At 26.1% G+C, this 16,553-nt stretch carries 17 protein-coding genes and 1 tRNA gene; 10 read left to right on the top strand and 8 right to left on the bottom strand.

Going from position 1 to position 16,553, the window contains the following annotated elements:
* Nucleotides 1–64 precede the first annotated feature (64 nt).
* The 3 genes from QMA87_RS01785 (at nucleotide 65) to QMA87_RS01775 (ending at nucleotide 1,988) form a co-directional block, all read left to right on the top strand.
* Nucleotides 65–607 carry a hypothetical protein gene (locus QMA87_RS01785; RefSeq protein ID WP_283833744.1) on the top strand — a complete coding sequence of 181 codons (543 nt, stop codon included), beginning with the start codon at nucleotides 65–67 and terminating at the stop codon, nucleotides 605–607.
* Between the two features lie 264 nt (nucleotides 608–871).
* On the top strand, nucleotides 872–1,426 hold the full coding sequence (locus QMA87_RS01780; protein WP_283833743.1) for a hypothetical protein: 555 nt from the start codon (nucleotides 872–874) through the stop codon (nucleotides 1,424–1,426).
* 187 nt (nucleotides 1,427–1,613) lie between these two features.
* A complete protein-coding gene (locus QMA87_RS01775) occupies nucleotides 1,614–1,988 on the top strand; it encodes a helix-turn-helix domain-containing protein (protein WP_283833742.1) in 375 nt (124 codons plus the stop codon).
* Nucleotides 1,989–2,889: 901 nt separating this feature from the next.
* On the opposite strand, the gene QMA87_RS01770 is transcribed toward QMA87_RS01775, so the two are convergent.
* From QMA87_RS01770 to QMA87_RS01745, 6 genes are all read right to left on the bottom strand, one after another.
* Nucleotides 2,890–3,699, bottom strand: coding sequence for a YcsE-related riboflavin metabolism phosphatase (locus tag QMA87_RS01770; RefSeq protein ID WP_283823709.1), 810 nt, complete (start codon nucleotides 3,697–3,699; stop codon nucleotides 2,890–2,892).
* 42 nt (nucleotides 3,700–3,741) lie between these two features.
* Nucleotides 3,742–4,599, bottom strand: coding sequence for a tRNA pseudouridine(55) synthase TruB (gene truB / locus QMA87_RS01765; protein ID WP_283833741.1), 858 nt, complete (start codon nucleotides 4,597–4,599; stop codon nucleotides 3,742–3,744).
* A gap of 49 nt (nucleotides 4,600–4,648) precedes the next feature.
* Entirely contained in the window at nucleotides 4,649–5,644 is a 996-nt protein-coding gene (gap, locus tag QMA87_RS01760; protein ID WP_283823711.1) for a type I glyceraldehyde-3-phosphate dehydrogenase, read from the bottom strand.
* A gap of 110 nt (nucleotides 5,645–5,754) precedes the next feature.
* A complete protein-coding gene (gene rpmB, locus QMA87_RS01755) occupies nucleotides 5,755–5,946 on the bottom strand; it encodes a 50S ribosomal protein L28 (RefSeq protein WP_283827282.1) in 192 nt (63 codons plus the stop codon).
* Between the two features lie 104 nt (nucleotides 5,947–6,050).
* Nucleotides 6,051–6,605, bottom strand: coding sequence for an inorganic diphosphatase (locus QMA87_RS01750; RefSeq protein WP_283830468.1), 555 nt, complete (start codon nucleotides 6,603–6,605; stop codon nucleotides 6,051–6,053).
* A gap of 11 nt (nucleotides 6,606–6,616) precedes the next feature.
* The gene (locus QMA87_RS01745; RefSeq protein WP_283833739.1) at nucleotides 6,617–7,912 is read right to left on the bottom strand and encodes a glucose-6-phosphate isomerase; all 1,296 of its coding nucleotides are present in this window, start codon (nucleotides 7,910–7,912) and stop codon (nucleotides 6,617–6,619) included.
* Nucleotides 7,913–8,008: 96 nt separating this feature from the next.
* On the opposite strand from QMA87_RS01745, the gene QMA87_RS01740 reads away from it, so the two are divergent.
* Genes QMA87_RS01740 through QMA87_RS01725 form a run of 4 tightly spaced genes read left to right on the top strand, consistent with a single transcriptional unit; the run spans nucleotide 8,009 to nucleotide 11,532 of the window.
* Entirely contained in the window at nucleotides 8,009–8,956 is a 948-nt protein-coding gene (locus QMA87_RS01740) for a TMEM164 family acyltransferase (RefSeq protein ID WP_283823715.1), read from the top strand.
* On the top strand, nucleotides 8,956–10,659 hold the full coding sequence (gene dnaX, locus QMA87_RS01735) for a DNA polymerase III subunit gamma/tau (RefSeq protein WP_283833738.1): 1,704 nt from the start codon (nucleotides 8,956–8,958) through the stop codon (nucleotides 10,657–10,659). Before QMA87_RS01740 ends, dnaX begins: the two co-directional genes overlap by 1 nt.
* Nucleotides 10,660–10,669: 10 nt before the next feature.
* Nucleotides 10,670–10,960 carry a YbaB/EbfC family nucleoid-associated protein gene (locus QMA87_RS01730; RefSeq protein WP_283823717.1) on the top strand — a complete coding sequence of 97 codons (291 nt, stop codon included), beginning with the start codon at nucleotides 10,670–10,672 and terminating at the stop codon, nucleotides 10,958–10,960.
* A gap of 2 nt (nucleotides 10,961–10,962) precedes the next feature.
* Nucleotides 10,963–11,532: a toprim domain-containing protein gene (locus QMA87_RS01725; protein ID WP_283827286.1), complete on the top strand. Its 570-nt coding sequence runs from the start codon at nucleotides 10,963–10,965 to the stop codon at nucleotides 11,530–11,532.
* A gap of 49 nt (nucleotides 11,533–11,581) precedes the next feature.
* Here the strand turns inward: QMA87_RS01725 and QMA87_RS01720 are convergent, their stop codons facing one another.
* Together QMA87_RS01720 and QMA87_RS01715 are read right to left on the bottom strand one after the other, a co-directional pair.
* On the bottom strand, nucleotides 11,582–12,460 hold the full coding sequence (locus QMA87_RS01720; RefSeq protein ID WP_283827287.1) for an ROK family protein: 879 nt from the start codon (nucleotides 12,458–12,460) through the stop codon (nucleotides 11,582–11,584).
* Between the two features lie 130 nt (nucleotides 12,461–12,590).
* Nucleotides 12,591–12,681: transfer RNA gene (locus tag QMA87_RS01715), tRNA-Ser, on the bottom strand.
* A 245-nt stretch (nucleotides 12,682–12,926) separates the two neighbouring features.
* On the opposite strand from QMA87_RS01715, the gene QMA87_RS01710 reads away from it, so the two are divergent.
* The 3 genes from QMA87_RS01710 to infB are packed head-to-tail and all read left to right on the top strand — an operon-like array spanning nucleotide 12,927 to nucleotide 16,552.
* The gene (locus QMA87_RS01710; RefSeq protein ID WP_283823720.1) at nucleotides 12,927–14,504 is read left to right on the top strand and encodes a NusA N-terminal domain-containing protein; all 1,578 of its coding nucleotides are present in this window, start codon (nucleotides 12,927–12,929) and stop codon (nucleotides 14,502–14,504) included.
* The gene (locus QMA87_RS01705; protein WP_283827288.1) at nucleotides 14,488–14,760 is read left to right on the top strand and encodes a YlxR family protein; all 273 of its coding nucleotides are present in this window, start codon (nucleotides 14,488–14,490) and stop codon (nucleotides 14,758–14,760) included. Before QMA87_RS01710 ends, QMA87_RS01705 begins: the two co-directional genes overlap by 17 nt.
* A complete protein-coding gene (gene infB / locus QMA87_RS01700; protein WP_336619112.1) occupies nucleotides 14,750–16,552 on the top strand; it encodes a translation initiation factor IF-2 in 1,803 nt (600 codons plus the stop codon). The genes QMA87_RS01705 and infB overlap by 11 nt, the downstream gene beginning before the upstream one ends.
* Nucleotide 16,553 lies beyond the last annotated feature (1 nt).

Genomic DNA, 16,553 nt, shown 5'->3' with positions numbered 1-16,553 from the left:
TGTTAAAAATTAATTATAATAATAAAAATATTTATATTTTCAAATTATAAATAGGGAGGATAAAATGACTAAGAGATTTAAAATAGCTTTATTTTTTACAGGAATTTTCTTAAGTATTACAGGAATTTCAGCGGGTATTATTGCATATAATTTAAATAAAAAACAAGTTAATATATCTTCTTTAGAAAAACCCAAACAATTAATAAAAGTTTCAAAGTTAAACATTAGTGAAAAGTTTAAAAATAACAAAAAAGTGTTTTTGAAAAAACAAGAAATAAATTTACCAAAGCTTGTTAAATTAGAATCTGCAGTAGTTGAGTTACCAATTAATGATCAAGTAAAATTAGAAGAAATTCAAGATAAAATTACTGAAGAAATTGATAAAACTTTCTTTTTAAAGTTTAAAAAAACTGATATTTTAAAATGAATAACTAAAAACCCTTATAAGACTGCAGGAATTATTTCGGTGGGTGTTGTTGGAGCAACTTTATTAGCAATATCTGGAACGTTTTTGCTTTCCTATGCAACAGGAGGATATTCTGATTTAGTACATGGGTTAGGTTATTTTGGATTAATAGATAAAAAATTATTTCATAAATATAAATAGCAAAATAAAAAAACTACTTTTTATTCAACAATTGTAATTGTATTTTAATTAAAGGATGTTTTTATTTTTTTATTATTACTAATTAATTTTAAAATATTAAATTATTTCCATTTTTTAAGTTAAAAATATACACTATTTTCATTACATTAAGTTTTGAAGCTGAAGTTTTTTTATATTTATTTATAATTTATTTATATTGCCAAAATATTTAATTATAATAATAAAAATATTCATATTTTTTAAATATAAATTAGGAAAGGATAAATGAGTAAGAGATTTAAAATAGTTCCTTTTTCTACAGGGGCTTTATTAGGTATTATAGGAATTTCAGCGGGTATTATTGCATATAATTTAAATAAAAAACAATTTGATATATCTTTTTTAGAAAAAACTAAACAATTAATAAAGGTCACAAAGCCAAACATTAGTGAAAAGTTAAGAATTAAAAAAGAAGCATTTTTAAAAAAACAAGAAATAAATTTACCAAAGTTAGTTAAATTGGAATCTACGGCAGTTGAGCCATATGTTGCAAATCAAGCAAAATTAAAAAAAATTCAAGATAAAATACCGGATGAAATTAATAAAAATTTTTCTTTAAAACCCAAAAAAACTGATATTTTAAAATGAATAACTAAAAACCCTTATAAGACTGCAGGAATTGTTTTGGCAGGTGTTACTGGAGCAACTTTATTAGCAATATCTGGAACGTTTTTGGTTTCTTATGTAGCTGTTTCAAATCCTGATGATATTTTGCATGGATTAGCATTATTCGGGTTTATAAGCATAGATAGATTGATGAGAACGCCAAAGTCTACTTAGATTAGGATAATAAATTTAATATAAAATTATATTACATCATAACGTATCACTAGATTAGGACAAAAAAATGGCACTCTTTTATAGAGTGTCTTTTTGTGCCACCTGTATGTTATAAGAGAGTAAAATGTTTAGACACTTTACTAAAAAGTAGAATAAAATTATTTTTAAAGAGTATAAGCAATTGGGAATGGAAAGAGCTATAAAGGTAGCTATTAACGTCTCGCACAAATTAGCTTTCATCAAAAAACGCCACCTTACCAGAATGATTATAAGGATTGTTTCATATTATAATAAAGGAATGCAAGATTTATTAGTTGAAGGTAAGCGGGGCATAAATAGAAGACCAGGTAGTGGAGCACGTGAAAAGAAGAAATTGAGAATTAAGAGTACATTGAAAGAAATGAACCCTACTAAAGTTGATAAGTTACTTTCAATCCTTGAAGAAAATGTCGCTCTTACTAAAGAACAAAAGAAGTTAATAGTAAGAGAATATAAAGGAAAACTATCAATAAATGAATTAGCAAAGTTATTTAATGTTTCTAAAAGATCACTATTTAGATAAAAAAAGTTAGAAAATGTTGTGAAAACTAAAGAATATGACAACATTATCATAGATACATTTGTTTCACACAAAAAAGTTTATGGAAGAGTGCGTTTAAGTCAATTTATTGCTAAAAAAGCATAATATTTATATAAATTCACATTCTTTGCGTTTTTGTATAATTTCACTTTTAGGCTTAAACAATTCATATCATGCTCTAAAATGCGATAATTTATTAAAATTGAGCACTTTTGAGCCAAATATTGGCTCAATCTGACCCTTCAATATACTTTTTATTGTCATTAAATGCTTTTATAATTAATTTATTTTGTTTATTTTTTTCTAAATTAGTGACATTATCAGTTATTTTCTCTAACAATTTTATATTTTTTGAAATAATTTACCTTGTTATTCTTAATTTTAATAACAATATTATTCTTATTTTAATTAGACTTACTTCACTTTTCTTTATCTATGTAGTTTTTTACAATTTCAAAATAACATTTAGCTATTCTCTTTAACTATTCAATTTTAAATTTATTTTAATCAGGTTTAGAGCAAATCATATTATTTTTTGTTCTTTGAGAACTGCAAAAATTAGACTTTCTATTTACTTCTCTTTTTTATTATCAATTAACAAATCTTGCATTCTGATACTATAATATAAAATAATCCTATTAAATTTTTGCGCATTAGAATCATAAGCACTTTCATTTAATATTAAAAACATTATTTTCGTTTTTTTAATTGCATAAAAGCGATCGCCTTTTTTATATTCCAAAAAAATTACTTTATTTTTGTAAAATGTTTTGATATACATATACTTTTTTAGTAATTATTATTAAAAAACATCCGCGTTAGCAGATGTTAAATTTTTATTATTCTAATTTATAATAATCACTGTAGTTTTAATTTCAAAATATTAGATTATTTCCATTTTTTCAAGTTGTAAATATACACCATCTTCATCACATTTAGGGGCAATAAAGTCGCTGTATTCTTTAAGCTTTTCATCACCATCTTGCATTGCAACGCCAATTCCGGCATCTCTAATCATTTCGATATCATTTCCAGAATCACCAAAAGCTATTAAATATTTTAAGCTTGATTTTTCATGAATCATTAATCTTTTTAAAGCGCTAGATTTTGTAACACCTTTAGCAGCTATAAATAATCCTCTTTCTCAAATTGATTGTATTTGTAAATTTAAGTAATTATTTTCAATAATATCTTCTGCTAAATTATAAGCATTTAAATTTGTTGTTACAACTGTAATTAAATGTAAATGTTGTCTATCTAATTTGCTAAAACTATTATCAAGTTCTACCAACTTATCTTGGTGTGGAGCTAAAAATCAAGTATTTGTAACACTATCTTTTGACATATGTCCATAATCTTTATCCATTATTGAGATAGAATCAACATGTGGTATTAATTTTTCAAATAAAATTTCAAAATCCTTATAGTAAATTGGTTGTTCGTGAATAATTTTATCATTTTTAATATCATAAATAAAAGCGCCATTTGCACCAATAAAGTAATCTGCATAAATAGATGATTTTAATAAATGGCCAATAGTAACAAATTCTCTACCTGAAGCCAAAATAATTTTTATCCCTTTTTCATGTAATTTTTTAAATGCTTCAACTATTTTTGGGCTAAATGTTTCTTTAGCATATGGAAGTGTTGTGCCATCAATATCAAATGCGGCAAATTTAATTTTATAATTCATATTTTTCCTCCAGTTTTTAAGGTTAGGGATTATATTATATTACTAAATTAATCTTTTACCGAATAATTTCACTATTTTTAACTTTTTTTGTGAAATTTCTATTATTCCATAAGGTAAAAATGAGTATTGATCTATAAGTATATATTGACCATTATTGTTAACTATTCGATTAAATCAATCAGTTTTAATAATATAATTAAAATGATTCATTTGTATTTCTATAACATCATTTTTACTAATTTTTATTAAATTTTGAAATAGTTTTGGCAATATATTTTGATATGAAAGATCCTCATTAAATAAAAGAGAAGAAATTTCATATCTATCTAATTCACTCATTGTTGCAAAAGTATTAAGATAATTTCCTAAATCATTCACAATGCTTCTTATATATGTTCCATTAGAAACATGAATATTAAAGCATAATTCCTGCTTATGTAAATCTAGATAAAGTATTTCATATGAATATGTAGTGATTTCAACAGGTTTAATTTCAACAAATTCGCCTTTTCTTGCTAAATCATATGATCTTTGTCCATTAATTTTTTTAGCACTAAATACTGGCGGTATTTGTAAACTTTTACCAATTAAATTATCAAAAAACTTTTTAATTTTATAATCATCTTTAACAATATTATTGCTTGTTTCAATAATCTTTCCTGTAATATCATAAGAATCAGTTTTAAAACCTAATATAAGCGTAACTTTATATTTCTTACTTTTATTATTAATATAATTTAATAATTTTAAATCATCATCACTACAGCAAAGCAATAAACCACTAGCAAGCGGATCAAGAGTACCACTATGTCCTATTTTTAAAATTTTATTTTTTTTGGCAAATTGATTAATAGCTTTAAAGCTAGAAATCCCCTTCTCTTTATTAATTATGTAAAACATATTAGTATTGTACAAAAAAAAGATGCCAAATGCATCTTTTTATTATTTATTAGATTAAAGCAAATTTTGTTAATGTTCTAACAAATTGTGAAACGTATGACATTTCATTGTCGTATCATGAAACAAGTTTATATAATCTTTTTCCATCTGATTCAACAATATTTGTTAATCCTGAGTCAAAGATTGTTCCATGTGTATTTCCAATAATATCTGAAGAAACCAATGGATCTGTTGAATATTCTAGTGTTTCAGATTTTTTAGCTTCAACTGCTGCATTAATTTCTTCTACAGAAGGGCTTTGTTCAAATTCAAGAGTCATATCTACTACTGAACCTGTAATTACTGGAACACGTAATGCGTAACCATCTAATTTACCAGCACATTCAGGAATTACTAATCCGATAGCTGCTGCAGCTCCTGTAGCTGTAGGGATAATGTTTTGTGCTGCTGCACGAGCTCTTCTTAAATCTGAGTGTGGAGCATCTTGTAATCTTTGGTCAGCTGTATAAGCGTGAACTGTTGTCATTGTTCCTGCAATAATACCAAATTTTTTAACAGCATCAATAATTGGTGCTAAACAGTTTGTTGTACATGAAGCAGCTGAAATAACTGTGTCTTCACTTGTTAAAATTTCATCATTAACATTGTAAACAACTGTTTTAATATCTTTACCAGCAGGTGCTGAGATAACAACTTTTTTAGCACCGGCTTCAATGTGGTATCCTGCTGTTTCTTTTGTTCTAAAGAACCCTGTTGATTCAACAACTACATCAATTCCTAATGATTTTCATGGTAAATTTCTTGGGTCTCTTTCTGCATAAACAGGAATTGATTTCCCATTTACTAAGATTTCGTTACCTTTTACACTTATTTCAGCTTTAAATTTTCCTAATGCTGTATCGTGTTTTAATAAATGTGCCAATGTTTTAGCATCAGTTAAGTCATTAACTGCAACAACTTCAATTTTTCCAGCATTTTCTTCGAAAATTCTTCTAAAAACTAGTCTACCGATTCTTCCGAACCCGTTAATTGCTATTTTTTTCATTTTTTCTCCTTATATTTATAATTTAAATTTTATTACATTTTTAAAGCTTTTGAAATAAAAAAATAATAGAACATTTTTTTATTTTCATAAAACGTTCTATTATTTTTTTATTAAGCAACACCATACTTTTTAAGTGTTCTAGCTGTTTTAGCTGTAACACGCAAAGTATTTTTTTGACCATTTTCAATAATTGTAACTTTTTGTAAATTCAAATTAAACTTACGTTTTGAAGCGTTTAGAGCGTGTGAACGTGTATTTCCTGACATTGCTCTTTTTCCTGTTAACATATCTTGTCTTGACATAACAATTCCTTTCTATAAATACTTAAAATCTAATCTAATTGATTTTTTAATTATATTAAAATTAATAATTTAATAACTTTTTTATTATACTATATTTTAAAATTTTAAATAATGTATTTTTCAGGGTGCTCTTTCATCATTTTTTTAACAAATTCTTCTTTGTCCATTTTTCCGTAAGTTTTCATTAAATGAATACATTCATTAATTTCTTCTTGAGCTCATAATTCATTTTCAAATCCTGGAACATGTGTTTGATTTTTACCTTTTCAATCTTTATAATGTTCAAAAAAGTATTTAACAGAATCTAATCATTTTTGAGGAATGTCGTTGATTGATTTAATATGATCAGTAGCAAAGTCATCTTCATGAACTGCAATTAATTTAGTATCTGTTTCACCACTATCAATCATTCTTAAAGCACCTACCACTCTAACATTTAGCATAACACCTGGAACAAACGCTCTTTCTGAATATACTAAAACATCCAATTCATCTCCATCTCAATCAAGAGCTTCAGGTAAAAATCCATATGTAGCCGGGTATTTATAGCCATCCCTTAATATTCTATCTACTTCAATTTGTCCAGTTTTTCTATTATATTCATACTTTATTTCTGAATTAAAAGGAATCTCAACCATAATTTTGTAACTTTTACTCATCATTTTCTCCATTATTTAGAATCTTTTCCTAATAATTTAAACATATTTTTTTTATAAACTTCAACACCAGGTTGATCAAATGGATTTATATCTAATAAATAACCACTCATTGCAAGTGCTCATTCAAAGAATATGAATATTCAACCTAATGATTTTTCTGAAACTTCTTCAACATTTAAAATAATATTTGGCACCTTTCCTTCTTCAAAGTGAGCTCTTCTTGTAGCTTCAAAAGCGGCTTTATTGATATTGTGAATATTATTTCCATTTAAATAAATTAATTTATCTACATCATTAGCGTTATCGATAAAAATTTCTTTATTTTTAACTGGATTTACTAATCAAAGAACAGTTTCAAACATAATTTTTTTACCCTCTTGAACATATTGTCCTAATGAGTGTAAATCTGTTGAATTAACTAATGAATAAGGTAATAATCCTTTTCCTTCTTTCCCTTCTGACTCTGCATATAGCTGTTTTCATCATTCGCTTAAAAAACTTCAGTTAGGTTCATAAGTTACTAATGTTTCAACTGAGTATTTTTCGCCAAAAATATGTCTAACAACTGCATATTTATAAGCATCATTTTCCATTAATTCAATATTAGAATATACTTCTTGAGCATCTTTAGCCCCTTGCATTAAATCATCAATATTTAATCCAGCACATGCTAGTGGAAATAATCCAACTGGTGTAAGAACACTAAATCTTCCGCCAACATCATCAGGAATAATAAATTTTTCATAACCATTTGTTGTAGCTAAATCAAACAATACTCCTCTTTGTTTATCTGTCGTAGCAACAATATAATCTTTTGATTTTTCTTCTCCAACTTTATCTTCAAGTAATTTTCTAAATTCTCTAAAAGCAATAGAAGGCTCTAAAGTTGTTCCTGATTTAGAAATAACATTAATAGCAAACTTTTTATCCTCAACATATTTAAGTTTATTAATTAAATCATAACTACTAATGCTATTTCCAGCAAATAATAATTCTATTTTAGGTTGATTTTCACTGTATTGCCCAAACATAAATTCATAAGCTGCTTTAATGCCAAGATATGAGCCACCAATACCAATTGAAACAACAACTTCAATACCTTCATCTTGTCATTTTTTAGCTTTTATTTTCATTGCTTCAAATTCAGAATTTTTATAGTTATCAACTATCTTAGTTCAACCAAGAAAATCACTTCCTTTTCCTGTTTTGTTGATTATTGATTTATGTACTCTTTTAACATCGGCTTTATATTTTAATAGCTCTTTTTCATCAATTGCAGTAGATAAATCCAAATTTAATAATTTCATTAATTCTCCTTTTCAATTATTAATAATTAATATAATTTTATTATATTTATAGTGTTATTTAATTTATATTTTACAAAAATTAGTAAAATAATTATTATGAAATTAACAGATTATAACCATTTTTTTGCCTGAAGAGGCAATAGATGATCATTTAATGAATCACTACCTTTATATTGATCTTTATTTGCATTATTAGCATTATTAATGATATTTATTTGGCTTTTTAAAAGACCAATTAAAACCACAATTTTTTCAAATAAATATTTATTAGACAATGCCAGTATTATTGAAGGCATAATTGGTTTTGGTTTGCTTTTTGGCACATTTTTTAGAATTATTGTTTATATGATTCAAGGCTATCCACTTAAATTTGAATCACTTCCATTACACTTTTGTCGGATAATGTTGCTTATCTCTAGCATTATGTTAATTATGGGGAAAGCAAAATATATTTCAACTATTTCTTGAATCATGATTGGCACAGCTTTGGTAGGAATTATTTTAGCTGATTTAACTAATTCTCCAATTACTACTTTAGGAACTGGAGAAGGTCCTAATGGCGAAGATACTGTTAGATACTCAGTTGGTCTTGATTCTTGAGCATTTTATGATTTTATTATTGTTCATTTTTCAACATTATTTATTGGATTTTGATTTTTAACATTTTCAAATAACTTTTATACAGCAAGAAATTCTTTAAAATCTGTTACTTTTTTAATACTTTTAACATTATTTATTTTCTTTTTAAACTGAATTTTATTTGTTTATGCTCTTGATCGTGGTTGAAAAGCAAATTGATTTTATTTAGGTAATAATGAAATTAATTCAATATTTAAAAATACGAATGTATTAGTTCAAAAATTTTGAATATTTAAATGATATGCACTTCCATTTACTTTTATTAGTGGTGGTATTGCATGATTCTTCTTATTTTTAGGCTTTTATTTTCTTCAAGATACTATTTATTTGAATAAAGAAAATAATAAGTGAGTATTTAAGTTTGTTAAATCTAATACCATTAAAAGTTTTTTTAGGAGAGGATAATGGAGTATTTAAGTTTATATCGAAAATACAGACCGCGCAAATTTGCTGACGTAGTAGGTCAAGAACATGTTGTTCAAACTTTAATTAATTCTATTAAAGCTGATAAAGTTAATCATGCATATTTATTTTCAGGACCTAGAGGAGTTGGCAAAACTACATTAGCAAAACTTCTTGCTTCTTCACTTAACTGTTTTCATAAAGTTGATGTTGAGCCTTGTGACGATTGTATAGCCTCATTTGATAGTCAACTTGATATTATTGAAATTGATGCTGCAACTCATAATAAAGTTGAAAATGTTAGAAAAATTATTGCTAATATAAATTCTGCACCTACTTATGGCAGATACAAAATTTATATTATTGATGAGGTACATATGTTTTCTTCGGGCGCATTTGACTCTATGTTAAAAACGCTTGAAGAACCACCAAAAGATGTTGTCTTTATTTTTGCTACAACTGATCCTCAAAAAATTAAACCTACATTTCTTTCGCGTGTAACAAGATTAAATTTTTCATTACTTTCTCAAGATGTTATTATTAAACACCTTGAGAAAGTACTTAAAAAAGAAAAAATTAGCTTTGAACCTAATACATTAGAATATATCGCAAAACTTTCAAGTGGCGGAATGAGAGATGCTCTTACTATTGCTGATCAATCTATTAGTTATGGAAATAACATTATTAAGCTTGAAGATTTATTTAAGCAATTTAGAATAATTTCAAATGAAAGTGTTATTGAGATTTTGAATGCACTTAATATTAATGATTTTGCAACACTTATTAATGAAATGCAAAATTTATATCGTTCTGGCATTGAGCCATATAATTTTTTAAATAGCGTTATTAATGTTTTAAGAGATTTTATTATTTATAAAATAACAAAAAATAGTTCTCATCTTTCAGTACTTTTTAAAGAACAAATTAATTCTATACATTTTAATAAGGAAAAAGCTGAATCTTATATTTTTAAAATGTATGATTTGATTAATTCGCTTTACTATATTGAAAATAAATTTGAATTTATTCAAATGAAATTTGTTGAATTAGCAATGCAAAAACCAGTAAAAATAATTGATGAAATTACCAAATTAAAAAAAGCCCTTGAAGAAGATAATAATATAGAAATAGATATTATGGAGGAAGCGGTGAAAATAAAAAAATTAAGTGAATTAGAATACTTAAGCTTATTATATTCAAAAGATATAGATTCTTCAGAACAAGCCATTAAATTATTTAAACAAATAGTTGAAAGAGTAACATCTGATATGATTCAAAAGTTTCCACAACTTTGAAAGCAATTCACTTCTAATGATAATGATGCAATTAGTACATTTAATTCATTACTTTCATTATTGCAAAATTCAAATGTTATATTTGCTGGAAAACAATTTGTATTAATAAGTTCAATTGATGAATATTTAGCTGAATTATCTAAAGATGAGAATCAGTTAAAAATTGAAATAATTATGTATTTTTTATTTAATGATTCAGATCGTTATTTATCTGGTTCATATGATGAAAAACAATTAATATTTATTACTCAAAACGACTATAAAATTTTAACTGAAAATTTAAGAAAATTAAAAGCAAGAGAAATTGCAAAACCAGATAAAATAGAAATAAAATATAAAGGAACTATTTCAAATCTAATAGAATCACAACCAAATACATTCGATTTATTAGATTCTGAAGAAGATTTATAAAGGAGCAAAAATGAATATAAATGAACTAATGAAACAAGCTCGTAAAATGCAAGCCGAAATGGAACTTAAAGAAAAAGAATTTCACAAAAAAGAATTTTCAGTTGAAAAACAAGGCCTTTCGCTTGTAATAACAGGTGACAAAAAAATTAAATCAATTAAAATTAATCCAGTTTTAATTGATGAGGACGATATTGAATTATTAGAAGATGTTATTAAATTAACAATTAATGATACTTTAAATAAAATAGATGAAGAGCTTGAAGCTTCACAACCTAAGATGCCTGGCAATATGCCATTTTAAAAATGGACAATATTTTAATTCAAGATTTAATTGAAAAACTTAATAAATTACCTGGAGTAACAAAGAAAACTTCAATTAAAATAGCTAATTTTTTAATTACTAATCCAGAGTATGATATTGAAAGCTTAATAAAAAGTTTTGAGAGTATCAAAAATAACATTTCAATTTGCGAAAATTGCAAATATTTAAAAGTTGCCAATATTTGTAAATTTTGTAATAGCGAAAGAGTAGATTTTGATAGTATTATGATTGTTGAAAGTATTAATGATGTAGATAAAATTGAAAAAACAGGAATTTTTTGTGGCAGATATTTTATTTGGGAATTTAAGCCAGAAAATAATAAAAAACTAATACTTCAAGATAAAGAATATAAATTTATTAATTCATTTAAAAATATAATTTTATCACTTAGTCCCAATCTTGAAGGTGAAGTAAAATCACAGTATTTAATTAATATTTTTAAGGAAAAAAATATTTCAAAATTAGCAATCGGGTTACCATTTGGATCACAAATTGATTATATTGATGAAGTAACATTAAAGCAAGCATTTAACAATAGAACAAAAATTTAAAAAAATCAAGCCAGTTTAAAACAAACTAACTTGATTTTTTTAATATCAGTTATTTTACTAAATGAAATAGTCCAAATAATGCTGAATCATCGCCTAATTCTTCAAATTTAAAATCAACATTATGGAAGTGTTCAGGTGCTGAATATGTTTTAGCCAATTGAATTGCTTCTTGAACAAATCAACGATTTTTTCTAGCGACACTACCTCCAAATACAAATAAATTTGGATTTAAAAATGCCACACTTGTTGCAATCGTTCTAGCCAATGAATCAATACCTTCATCAATAAGTTTTCTGCAAATATCATTTGTGCTGTATTTTTCAAAAATTTCTTTAGCATCTAAATCTAAACCTTTTGTTTTTGCTCTAAGTTTTAAACCTGCTCCTGATGCATATAATTCTACAGAAAAAGGTAGTAAATGATATGTTTTAGAATCATATACGCTTCCTAATGGAGCTCTAGCTATTTCTTGTCCAAGACCATATGATCCTGTAAAAATTTTATTATCAATAACAAGTCCAGCCCCTAATCCTGTTGAAATTGTAAAGAATTGAGTTACATCACCTCTTCCTTTTCCAAAGAAATGATGGTTAGCAAGACCCATAACGTTAGCATCGTTTTCACATTCAATTTTATCTACAGTTTTAGAATTTTCAAGAATGTATTTTTTGATATTTAAATTTGTTCAACCTGGTAAATTTGGTGTTAAAATGATATTACCATTTTTGTAATCTGCTGGCCCTGGGAAACATAATCCTAAACTTTCAACTTTATGTGTATCACATAATTCCACGATTTCATCCAATGTTTTTTTTCAATCAACTGGTTCAGTTGAAAATCTTTCCTTAAGAATGATTTTCTCCCCCTCAAATAAAGCGAATCTTGTGTTTGTGCCACCGATATCAACTGCTGCGATTCTTTTAATCATAAATTGTCCTTTACTATTTTTATATTATTTTTATAATTATATTTAATGAAATAAATGCATTTAAATAAATAGTTATATTAAATGAAAAATAAACAGATAAAAATTACCACATAAAAAAAGCATAAAAAAATGGCGGGTTAGAAAGGATTTGAACCTTCGCGGGAATTGCTTCCCCTACAGTCTTAGCAGGACCGCCTCTTCAGCCTCTTGAGTACTAACCCATATGAAATAATTATAACAGCATTTTTATTTTTATCAATTTTTTATAACAAATAAAAAGGCATTAAATTACATTTATTATTAATAAATTAATACATATTATATTTTATTATTATATTATTTAAAAATTTATTTTATAAAAATATTTAATATGTTGCTATAATTAAAAAGCAGTTTGTAATCAAAAAAGTTGCGCTTGCGTAGCTTTTTATTTAATTAAATATTTATAAAAAATCGAAAGGAAAATATGGCAAATCAAAATTTCAATGAATCATTTGATTTTAATTTGTTATTTGAAGAGGTAGCTTCAACTAAAAAAATTGAAAAGGAAATAGTATTAGAACTTTTTAAAGAATCAATTAAAGAGGTTATAGCAAAATATGATCCTGATGCTAATGTTACTATTGATATTGATCAAGATGAAAAAAATATTTGAATAAATAAGGAATTTATTGTTTATTCAGATGAAGAGTTCAGCGATTTATTTTTAACACTTAAAGAAGACGATATTGAAAAAATTGCTAATGAATTAACTTTTATTAAGTTATCAGAAGCTAAAAAAATTTCACAAGAATCAGAAATTGATGATTTAGTAGTTAAAACATTTGAAATAAAAAGTCTTCATGGGAAAGTGCAAAATGCAATTATTTCTCAATTTAGACAGGCTTTAAGCAAAAAAGTAAAAGAAAATATTTATGCTAATTTTAAAGATAAAATTGGAACAATTGTAAAAGTGAAAATTACTACTAAAGGAAAACAAGGATTTAATGCTTTGATTATTAAAGATGAAACTCCTGCCTTTTTACCATTGCGATTTGCAAATAAAAAATTAATTGAAAATCACGATAATATTACTGAAATTGATGCATTTATTGAAAATGTTTTAGAAGATACCAAACATTCACAGATCATTCTTTCCACATCATCAAACGAGTTATTAAAAATTGAATTAGCAAATGAAATTCCAGAATTAGCCCAAGGTCTTATTAAGATTGTTAATATTTCCAGAGTAGCAGGAGAAAGAGCTAAAGTTGCTATTGCTAAAGCAGAGGGTGTAACATTTAATTTTGATGAAATTGGCTCAATTATTGGTAGAGATGGTTCAAGAATTTCTGCAGTTTCAGCTAAATTGGGTGGAGAATTAATTGATATTATTAAATATGATGAAAACTTTTTGAAATATATAGCAAATGCATTTTCGCCTTCAAGAGTAGTATCTATTGTTTATAATCAAAAATTAAGCAGCTTTGATGTTATTGTTCCTAACTCTCAATTATCGCTTGCTATTGGTAAAAAAGGAATTAATGTTTCATTAATCGCTGATTTATTAAAAATTAAAATTAATGTTTTAAGTTTTGCGCAAGCAATTGAACAAAATATGAGATTCCAATATAATGGTAATATTCAAGGTGAAGAACTTGAAGAACTTAATCAAGTATATAACCCAAATATGAGAAGAAACTCATTTATGCCAAGATTTCAAAGAAGCGAAAATACCTATCGTCCAAGAGATTTTACAGCCGATAAAGATCTTCAATTAATTTTATCTGAAATGAATGAGTATAAAACTCAAATTGAAGATGAAGAGGATAAAGTTGAAACAAAATCAACTACTGATTTCGTTAAAAAAGCAGTAAAATTAAAAGATAATAATTTTGATTTTAATGTAAAACAAGAAGATTTAGATAAAATTATTGAATCAAAAGATGATGAAGATCTTGTTGTAATTGAACAACAAATGAAAGATTACACCGCTGATAAAGATTTGGTAGACACACTTGGTGATTTTGATTTTGATGACATTGATGATGAAGATTGAGAATAGTATTACAAGAAAGTGTGTTTATACAAATCAAATTCTACCTATAGATTCATTACTAAGAATCAACAAAGATAAAAATAATATTATAAAAGTTGATTGAAATCTTCAACTTAAGGGTAGAGGAGCATATTTAATTAAAGATAAAAATATTATATTGCAAGCTTTAAGTAAGAAAATTATCAACAAAGCTTTTAGAATGAATGTTGATAAAACAATCTACAATGAAATAATCAAGGAGGTAGAGAATTATGGCTGATAAAAGACATCAAACATCAAATATAGAACAAATAAAATCTCAATTAAAGGATGTAGTATCTGAAGTTAAGGATGGAGTATTAATTTATTCTGGAAAGATGAGTGTGGCTGATTTAGCCTCAAAACTTAAGATTAATGCAAATGAATTAATTAAGTATTTTTTATTAAAAGGAAAAGCATACCCACTTACATATGCTTTAAGCGAAGAAGAAATTGCTGAAGTTTGTTTTGATCGCGGAATTGATATAAAAAAAGAAAATGAAATTAATGCCTCTAACTTTTTAAATGAAGTTGAATTTGTGGATGATGATTCTCAATTAACTTCTCGTCCTCCGGTAGTTACTGTTATGGGTCATGTTGATCATGGTAAAACTACTCTTATAGATAAAATAAGAAAAACTAATATTGTTGAAACTGAGTCGCATGGAATTACACAACATACTGGTGCATATCAAGTTATTCATAAAAAGAAAAAAATTACTTTTATTGATACACCAGGTCATGAAGCATTTACTCAAATGCGTTCAAGAGGCGCAAAAATAACTGATATAGTTGTTTTAGTAGTTGCAGCTGATGATGGGGTTATGCCACAAACCAAGGAAGCAATAGCTCACTCAAAAGCAGCTAAAGTGCCAATGATTGTGTTTATTAATAAAATTGATAAACCCAATAAAGACATTGAGAGAATAAAAGCTGAGCTTTCAGCCGAAGATGTTATTGTTGAAGAATATGGCGGTGACACTCAAGTTGTATTAGGTTCTGCTCTTCAAGGCAAGGGTATTGATGAATTATTTGATAGAATTACTCTTTTAGCTGAACTTTTAGATTTAAAAGCTAATAGAAGAAGGTATCCAATAGGAACTGTTATAGAATCAAAACTTGATAAAGGCGTTGGTTCTGTTACTACTCTTATTGTTGAAAATGGAACTTTATATAAAGGTGATTTTATTGTAGCTGGAAGTAAATATGGTCGCGTAAGAAAATTAATGGATTCTAATTATAATGAGCTTAAACATGCCCATCCAGGCACGCCTGTTCTTGTGACGGGACTTAATTATCTTCCACTTGCAGGTGATCGCTTTGTAGGATTTAAGGATGAGAAATTTGCAAAAAAATTAGCAACTGAAAAAGAAGAACATGATAAAAAAGTAAATTTATATGAAAAATCTCAAGATGTTGATAATGACGGCAAAAAAATAATTAATGTAATAATTAAATCAGATACTCAAGGTACTGCTGAAGCAATTAAGGGCGCTATTGATAAAAAATCTAATAATGATGCAATTATTAGAGTAATATCATCTGCAGGCGGTCAATTAACAAAATCTGATCTTCTTTTAGCTCAAACATCAGGCGCTTATATTTTTTGTTTTAATGTAAAGCCTGATGCAGTTATTAGACAAGGTGCTAAAAGTATGGGTATTAAACATACAACTCACTCAACAATTTATAAGATTATTGAAGATGTTGAATTAATTCTTTCAAATAATGAAATGCCTATTTACGAAGATAAAAAAATTGGTCTTGCTCACATTATTAAGGTATTTACTTATTCAAAGGTAGGAAAAATTGCTGGTTGCGTTCAAGATGAGGGAGTTGTGAGATATAATTCTAAAGTAAAAGTTATTAGAAATAATCATGTAATTCATTTTGGATTTATTGATTCATTAAGAAGAGAATTAAATGATGCTAAAGAAGTAGTAAAAGGTAAAACATTTGGATTACATATTAAAGGATTCAATAATATTCAAGAAGATGATGTTCTTGAATTTTGAGAAGAAGTTAAAATTAACTAAG

The sequence above is a fragment of the Mycoplasma phocimorsus genome, from assembly GCF_030077875.1.
In the GTDB taxonomy this organism is placed as follows: domain Bacteria; phylum Bacillota_I; class Bacilli_A; order Mycoplasmatales; family Metamycoplasmataceae; genus Mycoplasma_H; species Mycoplasma_H phocimorsus.
The sequence above is the reverse complement of the archived record's forward strand: the minus strand, read 5'-3'. Positions and strand labels throughout refer to the sequence as shown.